The 13,695-nt window shown below is 48.9% G+C and carries 13 protein-coding genes and 1 pseudogene; 10 read left to right on the forward strand and 4 right to left on the reverse strand.

Annotated elements, in window-relative coordinates:
* The 3 genes from Q0438_RS07185 to Q0438_RS07195 all read right to left on the reverse strand — a co-directional run.
* A partial coding sequence (locus Q0438_RS07185; protein ID WP_299189640.1) for an ABC transporter ATP-binding protein occupies positions 1-400 on the reverse strand: 400 nt, incomplete at its 3' end.
* A 19-nt stretch (positions 401-419) separates the two neighbouring features.
* Positions 420-1,604, reverse strand: coding sequence for an efflux RND transporter periplasmic adaptor subunit (locus Q0438_RS07190; protein ID WP_299189641.1), 1,185 nt, complete (start codon positions 1,602-1,604; stop codon positions 420-422).
* Positions 1,605-1,668: 64 nt separating this feature from the next.
* Positions 1,669-2,538 (reverse strand): EamA family transporter, encoded by an 870-nt coding sequence (locus Q0438_RS07195; RefSeq protein WP_299189646.1) that lies wholly within the window; start codon positions 2,536-2,538, stop codon positions 1,669-1,671.
* A 150-nt stretch (positions 2,539-2,688) separates the two neighbouring features.
* Here Q0438_RS07195 and glmU point away from each other — a divergent pair, with 150 nt between their 5' ends.
* From glmU to truA, 7 genes are all read left to right on the forward strand, one after another.
* Positions 2,689-3,990, forward strand: a complete 1,302-nt coding sequence (gene glmU, locus Q0438_RS07200; protein ID WP_299189650.1) for a bifunctional UDP-N-acetylglucosamine diphosphorylase/glucosamine-1-phosphate N-acetyltransferase GlmU — start codon at positions 2,689-2,691, stop codon at positions 3,988-3,990.
* Entirely contained in the window at positions 3,983-5,164 is a 1,182-nt protein-coding gene (gene coaBC, locus Q0438_RS07205; RefSeq protein ID WP_299189652.1) for a bifunctional phosphopantothenoylcysteine decarboxylase/phosphopantothenate--cysteine ligase CoaBC, read from the forward strand. The genes glmU and coaBC overlap by 8 nt, the downstream gene beginning before the upstream one ends.
* A 3-nt stretch (positions 5,165-5,167) precedes the next feature.
* Positions 5,168-5,845, forward strand: coding sequence for a polyprenyl diphosphate synthase (gene uppS / locus Q0438_RS07210; protein ID WP_299189653.1), 678 nt, complete (start codon positions 5,168-5,170; stop codon positions 5,843-5,845).
* Between the two features lie 320 nt (positions 5,846-6,165).
* Entirely contained in the window at positions 6,166-6,498 is a 333-nt protein-coding gene (locus Q0438_RS07215) for a hypothetical protein (protein ID WP_299189654.1), read from the forward strand.
* A 160-nt stretch (positions 6,499-6,658) separates the two neighbouring features.
* Positions 6,659-7,414 carry an A24 family peptidase gene (locus Q0438_RS07220; RefSeq protein WP_299189661.1) on the forward strand — a complete coding sequence of 252 codons (756 nt, stop codon included), beginning with the start codon at positions 6,659-6,661 and terminating at the stop codon, positions 7,412-7,414.
* Positions 7,407-8,438, forward strand: a complete 1,032-nt coding sequence (locus Q0438_RS07225) for an LptF/LptG family permease (protein ID WP_177387932.1) — start codon at positions 7,407-7,409, stop codon at positions 8,436-8,438. Before Q0438_RS07220 ends, Q0438_RS07225 begins: the two co-directional genes overlap by 8 nt.
* A gap of 622 nt (positions 8,439-9,060) precedes the next feature.
* On the forward strand, positions 9,061-9,759 hold the full coding sequence (truA, locus tag Q0438_RS11145) for a tRNA pseudouridine(38-40) synthase TruA (RefSeq protein WP_367178503.1): 699 nt from the start codon (positions 9,061-9,063) through the stop codon (positions 9,757-9,759).
* 542 nt (positions 9,760-10,301) lie between these two features.
* Here the strand turns inward: truA and Q0438_RS07235 are convergent.
* Entirely contained in the window at positions 10,302-11,360 is a 1,059-nt protein-coding gene (locus tag Q0438_RS07235; protein ID WP_299189667.1) for a hypothetical protein, read from the reverse strand.
* 198 nt (positions 11,361-11,558) lie between these two features.
* On the opposite strand from Q0438_RS07235, the gene Q0438_RS07240 reads away from it, so the two are divergent.
* From Q0438_RS07240 to Q0438_RS07250, 3 genes and pseudogenes are all read left to right on the forward strand, one after another.
* Positions 11,559-12,422: a DUF2314 domain-containing protein gene (locus tag Q0438_RS07240; protein WP_299189668.1), complete on the forward strand. Its 864-nt coding sequence runs from the start codon at positions 11,559-11,561 to the stop codon at positions 12,420-12,422.
* Between the two features lie 200 nt (positions 12,423-12,622).
* Entirely contained in the window at positions 12,623-12,850 is a 228-nt protein-coding gene (locus Q0438_RS07245) for a hypothetical protein (RefSeq protein ID WP_299189669.1), read from the forward strand.
* Positions 12,851-13,270: 420 nt separating this feature from the next.
* A pseudogene (locus Q0438_RS07250) lies at positions 13,271-13,435 on the forward strand (flagellar basal body rod C-terminal domain-containing protein); the annotation flags it as partial.
* Between the last annotated feature and the right edge of the window lie 260 nt (positions 13,436-13,695).

Below are 13,695 nucleotides of genomic sequence, written 5' to 3' on the forward strand. Positions count from 1 at the left end.
GATCGCCAAGCTCCAGCTTATCCAAAAGCTCCACCGCCCGTTTCGTCCGTTCGCTTGCCCCTACGCCCGCATACACCGCAGGCAGCGAGACATTTGCGGTCGCGTCCATCGTAGCGATGAGATTGTATTTTTGAAAGACAAAGCCAAATTTTTTACTTCTAAGCGCCGCAAGCTCGTCGCCGCTTAAATTCGCAGTCTCGCGGCCCTCGATCTTGTAGCTTCCGCTGCTTGGCGTATCGATGCAGCCGATTATATTCATCAGAGTCGATTTTCCGCTTCCCGATTGCCCGATTATCGATATAAATTCGCCCGCTTTGATATTTAAGTTTACGTCCTTTAGGACGTGGATTTCGTTATCGCCGAGAATGAATTTTTTGTTTATATCTTTAAGCTCTAGCATCTTCACACCATAAAATTCTCTAAAACACCATCGGAGGTCCGTCCATATTTAACGGCGCGGCTTTTCCGTCGGCGATAAGCACCTCATCTTTTTCATCCAAACCGCTTAAAATTTCGGTATTCAGATCGTCGTTGACGCCCGTTTTCACGTATCGCTGCTCGGGCTCTTTGCCGTTAAGCACAGTGACGTAATCGCCTCCCCCGTCGCGCTTAATGACGGAGGTAGGCAGGTAGCTCGTATTGTTCGCTTCGCTTACGATTATGTTGTTTTCGGTCGTCATTCCGATCTTTAAAAAATCGTTTTCGTTATCCACGAGCATCTTTGCGTAAAAATAGATCGCACTGTCGCTGCTACTCGAAGAATAGGACGAACCGCTAGAGGTTTTATCGTACGTCCCGTCGCTAAGCGTAGTAAGACCCGGATCGATCTTGTAAATTTTAGCCTTTTTGATATTATCCAGATCCGATAGTATGGAGTATTCTACGTCCATTCCAACCTTTACTTTAGATATATCGCCCTCTGCGATCTGCATCTTGATCTCCATCTTGCTTAGATCGGCGATCTTTACGATCGTGGGCGTCGTTTGGTTGAAATTTACCGTCTTACCCTCCTCTACCGGCATCGAAACGATCGTGCCGCTTATCGGAGCCGTGATCTTGGTGTAGCCGAAATTCGTCTCCGCCGTGCTTAGCTGAAGTTTGGTCTGCTCGATCTGCGCCTCAATCTGCTTCTGCTCGGCCTCTTTTAAAGCGGCGCTATCTTTAGCGTTTTCCACCGCCTCTTTGGAAGCGGCGTTTCTTTTATACAGCTCAAGCTCGCGGTTATACTGCGTTTTGGCGTTTTCTGCAGCGATCTTTGCCGAAGCCAAATTTGCCTCATGGATCAGAAGCTGCGCCTTTTGCTGCGCGATCTCATTTTCTTGAGTGACCGAGTCGATCTGTGCGATCATATCGCCTTTTTGAACCTTATCGCCCACTTTGACGTAGAGCTTTTTGATCTGTCCGCTTACCTGCGCGCCCACATCTACCAAATCCCTGGCATAAACCTCTCCCGCAGCCGTCACCGTGCCTCTGATACTGCCCTTCTCAAGCCTTGTGGTAAGGGCCTTCGGCGCCTCTTCTTGCTTAAAAAATTTGCCGTATAAGAAATATATCGCAATGACTATGAGCAGGGTAAAGGCGATAAATTTCAAGGTTTTTTTCATTTTGCCAACTTCAAATAAAATAAGGGCTAATTCTAATGTAAAAATATAAAATTTTAGTTAAATACTAAATTCTTTGCTCGCGCACGGCGTAAAATTTCATAATCTTTTTATGCAAAATTAGCGAAACATAAATCAGTGCCGAGCCCGCAAGTAGGCGCGCTATATCGGCATCCTTTTGCCAAAACACTAAATTTACGACGATCGCTGCGGGGATGAGCGCGTTATTCATAATCGCAAGCACGCCGCTATCGACTTCGCACGCGCCTTTGTTCCACAAAAAATACCCCAGAGCGCTTGCCACAGTTCCTAGATACACGATCACCGCGCCCTGCGAGAAGCTGGGATTAAATTTAGAAAAATCTCCGAGCACGATCGCCGCAATCGCCGTAACCGCGGTAGCTCCGACGAAAAAATAGCCGAAAAGCTCCTTCTGCTCGCTAAAACCGTGGCGCTCCAGCATAAATTTATACGCGCTCTGTCCGAGCCCGAAGCATAAATTTGCGCCTTGTACGAGCAAGAAGCCCGTCAAAAACTCGGAGCTTATCGTGCCGAATTTTATCACCAAAGCCCCGAGCACCGCAACTGCGACGCTGAAAAGATATAGCGCGCGAAATCTAAGCTTAAGCGCATCGTAAAGCAGCGTCACGTAAAACGGAGTAAATATCGTAAAAAGCGCCACTTCATAGACCTTCAAATACGCAAAGCTGCGGTAGTAGAAGATATACATCACGCCGATCTGCACGGCGCCCACGGCGCAAATTTTAAGCGCCAGGGCTGGATTTACGCCACGAAATTTCATAAACGGCAAAAAGCAAATTAGTGCCAACGATACGCGCGAAAACGCCAAATACGCGCTGTCTATGCCGCGCAAAAACTCGCCTATCAGCGAGAAGCTAAACGCCCAAATACAAGTAACTAAAATCAGTTTTTTCAAAATGTCCGCCTAAGCTTTAAAATTTAGGCGGAATTTTATAAAATTTTAGTTGAATTTGGGATTTAAATTTCGCCCGCGCGGCATAAATTTAGGTTTTTATTTATTTTAAATGTGTTAAAATTATCCGATTTTTGAAATTTAAGGGTAAAAATGAACGACGTTTCGGTTATAGTTCTTGCCGCAGGACTCGGCACTCGGATGAAGTCGCAAAAAGCTAAAGTTCTTTTCGAGCTTTGCGGCGAGCCGATGATAATCCACATCCTAAAGAAAGCTTACGAAATTTCAAACGACGTGAGCGTGATTTTACACTACCAATTCGATGAGGTTAAAAGCGCGGTTCTAGCGCAGTTCCCAAACGCTAAAATTTATAAACAAGATCACGAGCATTTCCCCGGCACTGCGGGCGGACTAAAAGAGGTCGAAATCCGCGGAGCCAAAACGCTCATAATCTGCGGCGATATGCCTTTGGTAAAAAGCGCCGAGCTTCGCAAACTCTGCGAGGGGAACGCGGAGGTAAATTTAAGCGTTTTTAGCGCGCGCGATCCATTCGGATACGGCCGCGTAATCACCCGCGGCGGCGAAATTTTAAAGATCGTCGAGCAAAAGGACGCAAGCGAGGAAGAAAAGGCGGTAAAAGACGCAAACGCAGGCTGCTACTGCTTCAAAAGCGAGGCATTGAAACAAATTCTGCCGCAGATCAAACCCGATAACGCGCAAAAAGAATACTACCTCACGGATGCAATCAAAATCGCCAAAGATATGGGCTTAAAATGCGCCGCCGTGTGGGTGGACGAGCAAAATTTCATGGGCATAAACGATAAATTTGCCCTCAGCATCGCCGAAAATTTAATGCAAAACGAGATCAAAGAAAATTTGATGAAGCAAGGCGTTTTGATGCGCCTACCGCAAAGTATCTACATCGACAGTAGAGCAAAATTTATCGGCGAATGCGAGCTGCAAGAAAACGTAAGTATCATAGGTCCTTGCGTGATCGAAAGCTCGCTCATCAAAAGCGGCTGCGTCATCGAAGATAGCGTCGTAAAAAACTCCGACATCGGTCCGATGGCACATCTGCGCCCAAAATGCGAAGTTGCTGATACTCATATCGGAAATTTCGTCGAGCTTAAAAACGCAAAAGTAAACAAGATCAAGGCGGGGCATTTAAGCTACCTCGGAGATTGCGAGATCGATGAGGGCAGCAATATCGGCTGCGGCACGATTACGTGCAACTACGACGGCAAGAAAAAATACAAAACGATAATCGGCAAAAACGTCTTTATCGGCTCGGACACGCAGCTAGTAGCGCCCGTGCGAGTGGCCGACGACGTCATAATCGCTGCGGGCACGACGGTTACGAGCGACGTTCCGAGCGGCGCGCTGGCGATCAGTCGAAGCAAACAAATCAACAAAGATGGGTTTTTCCATAAATTTTTTAGGAGCGAAGATGAGTAAGAAAAAGGTTTTACTGGCGGTTTGCGGGAGTATCAGTTTTTACAAAGCGTTTGAAATTTTATCCGCTCTGAAAAAGTCGAATTTCGACGTCTATGTCGCGCTTAGCGACGGCGTGCAGGAGTTTGTCAGCTACAAGGCATTCGAGGCGCTGTGCGATCACCCGGTGCTTTGCAAAGCCAACGAAAACTGGCAGGCGGGCATCAACCACATCGCTTACTCCAAGGTGGATTTAGTTTTGATAGCGCCTGCGACGGCAAATACGATAAACAAGCTCGCGTGGGGCGTCTGCGACAACGTATTTTTAGAGGTGCTAAACGCGGCTTTCGCTCACGCTAAGGTAGTCATCGCGCCGGCCGCGAACCCCGCGCTGCTTGAAAACAACATCACGAAAAACTGCATCGATATGCTAAAAGCAAGCGTCAATGCGTATTTTGTGAATCCGATAGAAAAAATCCTAGCTTGCGGAGATACCGGCAAGGGCGGGCTAGCGACGACCGAAGCGATCATGCAAACGCTAAAGCGTGCGCTTTACAACGATAAATTTTGGGAGGATAAAACCGTCATCATCACCGGAGGCGCAACGATCGAAAAGATCGACAGCGTGCGCGGCATTACGAATTTTTCCAGCGGCAAAACCTCCAAAGCGATTGCCGACGCGCTGTTTTACCTAGGCGCGGACGTGACGCTGATCTCTAGCAACGAATATGAAAATTTACCGTACAAGCTCGTTAAATTTGAAAGCACTATCGGTCTAAAATCGGCGCTTGACAGCACAAAATTCCCCGACGGCGCGTATTTGATAATGGCCGCCGCGGTAAGCGATTACTCGCCGAAGGTGCGTTACAAAGACAAGGTGAAAAAGGCGGAGATCGGCGAAATTTGGAATTTACGCCTGGGTGAAAACGAGGATATATTAAGCTCCGTGCGCGGAAATATCAAAAAAGTGGGCTTTAAACTCGAAACCGACCGCGAAAACGCCGTCGGCGAGGCCAAACGCATGCTTAACGAAAAGCATCTCGACGCCGTTTGCCTAAACGTGCTGGATGACATCATCAAGCTCGGCGGCGACGTCCTTAAGGTCACCTTTATCACGAAAAACGATCAGGTCGTAATCGACACCGCGCCGAAGGACGAAGTCGCCCTAAAAATCGCGGCTGAGCTGAAAAAAATCTGATCCGTGAATAGCCTAAATCATCTCGCTCTTGTGATGGACGGCAACGGGCGCTGGGCGAAAAAGCGCGGTTTGCTGCGCACCGGCGGGCACGAAGCAGGCGCGGAGGTCGTGGAGCAGATCTGCGAGTTTTGCATCGACGAAGGCATCGCAAACCTCACGCTCTACGCCTTTAGCACCGAAAATTGGAAGCGCCCGAAAAGCGAAGTGGAATTTTTGATGAAGTTGCTTCAAAAATTCCTAATTTCGCGCCGCGAAAAATTTATCCAAAACGGGATAAAATTCTATCCGATCGGCGATATATCGGCTTTTGATGGCGATCTGCGAAGCGAGATCGAATATCTTTCAAATTTAACTCAAAACGGGCGGGCGCTAAATTTTAACCTAGCTATCAACTACGGCTCGCGCGACGAGATCGTGCGAGCGTGCGAGCGGCTGCTTGCAAGCGGCGAGCGACTAAGCGAAGCGGGCATCGGCGCGCATTTGGATACCGCGCACAGCGGCGACGTGGACCTGCTGGTGCGCACGGGCGGCGAGCAGCGGCTGTCGAATTTCTTGCTCTGGCAGGCGAGCTACGCCGAGCTTGCGTTTACGCCGACGCTGTGGCCGGATTTCACGCGCGAGGAGCTTGCGCGCATAGTGGATGATTTCCGCCGCAAACAACGCCGCTTCGGCGGTCTTTGAGCTGCGGCGCAGTCGCTCTAACGGTCGCTTTAAATTTTAAAATTTTGTTTTGCAGAGCCGCTTAGACGCGATAAATTTTAAAATTTAATCCGCGGGCGCTCGCGAAACCTTGGAATTTTAAAATTTCAAGATTTTAATTTACGGCATCGTAAAATTTAAAATTTTAATTACGTAGGCGTGCGACGCCATAGAAATTTAAAATTTCGCACCGCTTAAATTTAAAGCTCTAGCGCGAGCTGCATTACGCTGCGCAGCAAATTTACGCGGCAGGATTTTAAAAACCGCGCCGCGTGTTCGTGCAAAGAATGACAAGGAAGGCTATGAGCTACTACATACAATGTGGTTGCGGCAAAAAGCTTACCAAAAAGCCGATAAAAACTCTCAGATGCCCAAGATGCGGCAGCGTGTATAAAAAACCAAAGAAATTTATACTGGCGGTCTACATTTGCCTGCTGCTGTTTTTTATGCTAGCGTTTGCCCTCATCCCCGATAAAATGGGGATTTTGGCATCTGCAGGCAGCGGGATAGGCGCATATATTATGTTTTTATGGATCGTAGATACTTTGAACTTCGATCTTTTGGACGCCGTGATACTGGTGGCGGGATTTTTGATTTTCGGCGGATTATATGTGGGGTATGGGGCGAGCCGCTAATCGCCGGGCTCATAGCTATTTTATTTTGCGTAGGCGCGGCGGCGATTTTTGTAAAATTTTTCCCTTATGAGAGGCAAGAAATCAATGAAAACTAAGAAATTTCTCGCTACCATAGAGCGTTTGATTAAATTTTAAAAAGTTAAAGCTTCAAAGGAAAAAGATGGATTTAAATATCGTTGACGGCGTGATTTTTGCGGTATTCGGCACCTGCGTGGGTTCGTTTTGCAACGTCCTGATCTACCGCCTGCCGCGCGGACAGAGCGTCAATTTCCCCGCATCGCACTGCCCCAAATGCTCTCACGCTTTAAAATTTTACCACAACATCCCGCTGCTTTCGTGGCTCTTTTTGGGCGGCAAATGCGCCTTTTGCAAAACCAAAATTTCGATCCGCTACCCGATCGTCGAGCTTTTAGGCGGCGCGCTTGCACTTGCGGCGTATTTCGGCGAGCCCGATCTTGCAAAAGCCGCGGTGCTCGGGCTTTGCTTCATCTTGCTTATGGCGCTTTCGGCGATCGATTTTGAGTACAAAGCCGTACCGGAGAGCCTTCTTTACGTAGTTACGGCGCTTTCGCTTGCCTATACGCTGATGTATGATTTTGATCTTAGCGGCGTGGGCGCGGCGGCGGGATACGCGGCGATATTTTTCGTGCTACGCCTCATCGTCACCTTCGTGCTAAAGCGCGAAGCGATGGGTAGCGCGGATATTTTTATCGCGGGCGTTATGGGGGCGATTTTGGGCTGGAAGCTTGGCGGCATCTCGATCTACATCGGCGCGATTTTGACGCTGCCTGCGTATCTCATCGCGCACAAAAGAGGCTATGAGCTGCCGTTCGTGCCGTTTTTATCGATGGGGCTGCTTCTTACTTTTATTTTTAGAGATCAAATTTTAAGGCTCTTGGACGTCATTTATGGATAGGGTGCAGCGCTATTTATTTAGCAACTTCGTAAGCTCGTTCGCGTCGCTTTTCAGCACGCTTTTTATCATAATGTCGATCGTATTTTTCCTTCAGATCGCGCGCATTACGTCGTTTATCGAGATAAATTTTTCAGAGCTAGTCAAGCTATATCTTTTCATGCTACCGCGCATCCTCATATTTACGGTGCCGATCGCGTTTTTCGTAGCGCTTAGTATCTCGCTTTTTAGGCTATCTAAAGAGAACGAAACCATCGTCATCTTTACCATCGGCTACGCCACGCGCAAGATCGCGCTATTTTTCGGCATAAGCGCCGCGCTGTGTTCCTTGGCGCTACTTTTCGTATCGCTTTTTATGATGCCGATAGCCGAAAATTTAAAGGACAATTTCATCGATTACAAAAAAATTAGCGCGACGCTAAATATCAAATCCAACGAATTCGGGCAGAAATTTTCCGACTGGCTCGTTTTTATCGACTCGCAGGAAAACAACGGCACAAGCACGCTGTATAAGGATCTGGTGCTGTATAATCCGGGCAACTCGCAGGATCATGAGCGGATGATCGTAGCGCGCAGCGGCGAGTTTAAAAACGAAAACGCGAGCTTTTCCGCGATGCTGCACGACGGCAAAATTTACACGATGGGCGGCGAGCAGTGGCACGTAAGCGAGTTTGAAAGCCTAACCCTGCGCACGCAAAGCGACCGCAATATCCGCGGCGGAGGCGGCGTGATCGGATACTGGAGCGATATGAGCGGCAGCGAGAAGCGCAGGAAAGAATTTAGCATCTACACCCTCGTCTCGCTCTTTCCGCTAGCGAGCTTTCTGTTTGCGCTAAGCCTCGGCATCGTGACCTATCGTTACGAAAAGGGCTTCGTTTACGCAGGGATCTTCGGCGTGCTTTTTAGCTACTTCGCGATGATCATGCTGCTCTCTAAATACCCAAGCATCGCGCTTCCCGTGACATTTGGCGTTACGCTTATCGGCTCGCTGCTTTACTACAGGATCAAAATTGCCCCGAGATACTGAAAAAGACTCCAAGCTTTGCCGCGGCGAAATTTTAAATAAAAGCTCGTCCGCTCGAAATTTAGCGGATAAAATTTCGACGAACAAGTCTAGCGCGTCTAAAATTTTGCGTGGCGTAAATTTAAAACGCGAAGCGCAAAACGGCGAGCAGGTTTTGATCTTAAACGACGAGTTTTCAAATTTTAAAAATTCCGCCATCGCAAGCTCGGCGAGCGATACGGCTACCTATACTGCGCCTGATTGCGAGTTGAATCACGAAAATTTCGAGCGGAATTTGGATACTGTTCGCGCCAAAGAGACCGCGCGTGCGGCAGATTTAAATTCCGCCTGCAAAAATTCTGCTGATACAGCCGCTTCCGATATTTGCGCGATAAGCGCAGAGGAAATTTATACGACCGTGCGCGCAGACGACCGCACCGCAAATTCTCTCAAAGCAGATACCGCCTACAAAGCGGGCATTTCCGCAAACACCCTTACAAGCGCGTCCGAACTCAAAAATATTATTGAAAGCGCGCCCGCAAGCGACTTCGCAGTGAGCGAGCTTGCGCACATCGGCAAAATAAGCACTCTGCCAAATACTACTGCAGATGCGTGCACCTTCGCAGCGAGCGCAAACTCCGAGCGCGTGAAGCTCAAGCTCGTCTATTCCTATGACGGCTCGAAATTTAGCGGCTCGCAGTCTCAGCCTCACGGGCGCGGCGTCGAGGACGTGCTGCGCGCGGCTTTGGGGCGCGTGGGTATCTTTGCGCCGCTAATTAGCAGCTCGCGCACCGATAAAGGGGTGCACGCGCTGCGCCAGGTAAGCTGCGTCGAATGCACCGTACACTGGGAGCTGCCGCGTCTAAAAGAGCTCATAAACCGCCACTGCGCGCCCTATATTTTTGTGCAACACATCAGCCCGGTACCGCGCGATTTTCATCCGCGTTACGATGCTGTGGCGCGCTGCTATCGCTACGTTTTAAACCATGGACGTCCAAGCCCCTTTCTTAGCGATTTTTGCGTGTTTTATCCGCGCGTGGATCTTGCCGCGCTCAATGCTGCGCTTGCAAATTTCGTCGGCGAGCACGATTTTAGCGAGTTTATGAAAAGCGGCAGCGACATAAAAAGCCCGGTACGCAAGCTCTACGTCGCGCGCGCCTACTCTTTTAGAAATTTGACCTTGATAAATTTTAAAGCCAACGGATTTTTGCGAGCGCAGGTGCGGCTGATGGTCGCAAACGCCCTAAAATCCGTGCAGAGCGGGCGCAAGATCAGCTTCTCGCGAGCGCTTAGCAGAATCCCCTTTCCACCGAACGGGCTGTATCTTAGCGGCGTGAGTTATTAAATTTAGCGCCTCTGCATCGCTTTTGCGGAGATTAAATTTTACTCCGCAATGGCGCGCGGTTCGCGGCAGAGATGGAATTTTATTTTAAAATTTTAAAAGCAAACGGATATAAAATTTAACTTCAGATAAAGAGCCTTGCTGTTTTGCGGCGCCCAGCAAAAGCGCTTGCGATAAATTTTAGCTGCGAATGAAAAAAGCGCCAAGCCCCGATTATTTTGCCCGCGCTGCCGCTCTATTTTTCGACGCGCTGCGTCTAAAATAAATTTATGCAGCGCTTAAATTTGAAATCGCAGCGAGCCTTGGGCGGAACCGCTTTAAATTTACGCCAGGGCAAACGTGGCAAAATTTCGCTAAGCCCTACCGCCCAAGATCACAATACGGATAAATTTAAAGCGTAGCGCGCTAAAACCGCAGAGCGTGCGACGCGGTAAATTTTAAATTTATTTTCCGCGATGGCGCAAAATTTCAAATTTATCTGCCGCAAAACAGAGGCCGCTACTGCTTAAAGTCATGGATTTCGATAGCGGTAAAACCGAGCTCTCCTACCGCTTAAAGTCGTGGATTTGTATATTCGCGCCATATTTTTTGCAAAGCTGCTGCACCTTTTCTTTCAGCTTCTCCTCGTTATAGCAGATGAGATCGATGTATGCGTGCCTCTGCCCGGTTGCGCCGCCGATTATCTCCAGAAACGAGCCGCAGCTCTCCAGCTCATCGTCCTCGATTTTGTTTCGCAGATCAAAGCCCGCCTGCATGTCACCGCTGTTGCCTACGCTAAGAAAGCAAAATTTAATGCCGAGCTCGAAGGCTTCGTTGTAGATGTTACGCTTGCCGCCTAGGTACTCGCCTATGAGATTTCGCAGGCAGGTTGTGCCCACGACCACGTCCTCTCGCACCTCGCTTCCGCGCGGCTCCATCTCGTAGCTGAAAAAATTCTTTAGCGGCGCGCGCGCGGCTTTTTCGCCGAATTTCTCATCGATCAGATCGGCAAATTCGCTTAGCGGCACGCCGTTTTCCTGCGGCTTATCAAGCACTTCAAGCATGCCCAAAGTGTTAATAACCGTCGTTTCACCGATGATGTTATCAAGCAGGATGAAGCTTAGATTGCCCGCTTTGCCCTCGTCCTGCGCGAGCAGAGCCGCTAGGTTTTCGTTGTAAATTTTAATATCCACATCGCTTTCGTTAAACTGCGCGTAGATCATCGACTCCTCGGCGCTTACGTTGGTGCCATACATCTCTATCCCGCCGATACCTCGCGGCGCGCGCGGCTTTCCGAGCGTACAGCGCATTCTGCCCTCGAGCTGCTTGGGCATAGCGTTTTTGATGAAGCTTAGCCAAAATAATCGGTGTCTCATGCCCTCGGGAGTTAGCACCAGATCGAGCTTATCACCCGCGAGCCCCGTCATAAAATAGGGCTCGGCAAGGCAGATTCGAAGCTTCTCGTCAGTCTTTTGCATCGCCTTTTCAAACTCTTCCGCCGCCAGATCGGTCTTGATCTCATCTATCACGCTGCCAAATTCCGCCCAAAATTTATCCACTCTGCCGGCAAAGGTACTTGGAATTTGCGCTTTTTCAGCTTTTTTGCCCAAACCGAATAACCCCATAATCTCTCCTTTAATTAAATTTAAACGCAATTATAGCTAATTTTAGCGCGGGCGCGGAGCTCAAACTTCAAAACCGCCCTGCTCTTCTGCACTCCGCCATACGGCTCGCGCGGTGAAATTTTGCCCGCTATTTTAATCAGGCAGATGAAAGTAAATTTAAAATACAATACGAATCTCAACTAAATTTAAGGAGAGCAAATGGGACTGTTTAAAAAACTATTCGGCGGCGATGACGCGAGCTGTGAGGACAAAGGCTCCTGCGAGCGCGCCGCACGCGATCTTGAAGGCGGCTGCAAAGGAAAAGGTAGCGCAGACGGCGAGCCCGTGTTTTACGCGGACGGCGAAGATGAGGCGATGCTAAAAGCATTCGAGCAGGCGCGAAAGAGCTTTCGCTACTTCTGGCGTGAGCTGTACTGGGAGCGCCTCCGCATCGTCCCCGCGCTTAGCTTTGCCTGCGTCAAGGTCGCCTTTTCGCAAGAGCTAAACGGTAGCACCGAGGTCGAGCATATGTGGGTAAACGACGTGTATTTTGACGGCGAGCGCGTTTGCGGCGTGCTCGTAAACGACCCGAACGTGCTAAACAACGTCAAAAACGGCGACGAAGTCGCGGTGCCGCTAGAGCAGATCAGCGACTGGATGTTTGCGATAGAGGGCAAGACCTACGGCGGCTTTAGCGTGCAGGCGATGCGCAAAGCTATGAGCCAGAGCGAGCGCGCCGAGCACGACGAGGCGTGGGGGCTAAATTTCGGCGATCCTGACGTCGTGCTGGTGGCGTACGAACAGCAGGAGCATCCGCAAAATTTAACCGAGCACCCGATGAGCGTCAATACGAAGAAAAATTTCGAGGAGTTTTTGCGCGGGTATCCGGACGAGATCACGCGCACGGACGATGAGGGCTACACGATGCTGCACCACGAGGCGATCGCGGGCAATCTGACGAGGCTCGAGCTTTTGCTTGCTAAGGGTGCGGATAAAAACGCTAAAAATATCCACGGCAAAACCGCGCTCGATTATGCTAGAGCGCTCGGCTGGGATCACGTCGCGGAGGCACTTAGCGAGTAGTAACATTTGGCAGCTATGCGGGCGGGCTAAATTTGGCTGTAAATTAAAATTTAGCCTGCGCCCTGTGCCCCTTTTTTTTACCCAAGCCAATAACCCGTAAATTCCTTTTAATCAAATTTAGGCAGCATGAAGCTATTTTAAAATTTTACGAAAGCTGCATTTTAAAATTTTTTAGTAAAATAAAACGCAAAGGAGCTAAGATGGCGACGATCAATATAAAAACACAAAACGATAATACCATAAAAGCTATAAAGGCTTTGCTGCTACTTGATCCGACGGCGACTATAGTTTGCGACGAACATATGCTAAGCGAATCCGATCAAAAAAAGCTCGACGAGATAATAGATCGATCGGACAAAGGCGAATTAAAGCTTTATAACGATGATGAGATAAAAGAAAGGCTAGCCGAAAAAGGGCTCGCGTGGTAATTTTATACTCTGAAAATTTCGTGAGCGAACTCGAAAATATCGCCAGTTTCATAGCTTTGCACAGCGAAGCTCGGGCTGATGATTTTATGCGCGAGCTCAAAACGAAATCGAAAAAATCCCCTTTATGCCGTATCGCTTTAGAAAAAATTTAAAGCAAAACAGAAACGACGTCAGAGAGATGATCTTTAAAAGCTATGTGGTACTTTTTCAGATCAAAAAGGACAGCATTATAATTCTATCCATCTTTAAATGCAATTTGACGCGCTTTAGCTAAAATTTTGATTTTAACCCTCACGTGCACTGAAAGCAGCCGCCCAAAACCTCGCATTTTTCGCAGATCTGCACATATATGACCCCTTCGCCCTGCACCAGCTCGCCAAGGGGAATTTGCGCCAGGTCGTGGTCGGCACGGCTAGGCTCGACGGCATCGGCACGATCAGGCAGGGATTTGTCGAGATGAGCAACGTACGGCTAGCCTAGGAGATGATCGACCTCATCACGGCTCAGCGCGCGTATGAAGCCAACTCAAAGGCGATCACGACGAGCGACGATATGCTCTCGATCGTAAATAGCCTAAAAAGATAATCTAAACTAGGCTAAATTTACGCCGTCTGGCCTGAAACTGCCTTGCGGATTTCGGGTTAGGCGGCTTTTTAAATTTGGCCCGCTTTTGCCGCCCGAGGATTAAATTTAGGCTAAATTTAGCGGTCTTTACGCTGCGACTAGCGAAAGCTAAATTTGAGTAAATTTAGGCTAAATTTTACGAGCGGCGCGGTTTTTTGAGGTGTCAAGGCGGCTCAATTTACCTGGATTTACCGCCTTTTAGCGTCCTAACTCACAATCCT

It is taken from the genome of uncultured Campylobacter sp., assembly GCF_938030785.1.
Taxonomy (GTDB): domain Bacteria; phylum Campylobacterota; class Campylobacteria; order Campylobacterales; family Campylobacteraceae; genus Campylobacter_B.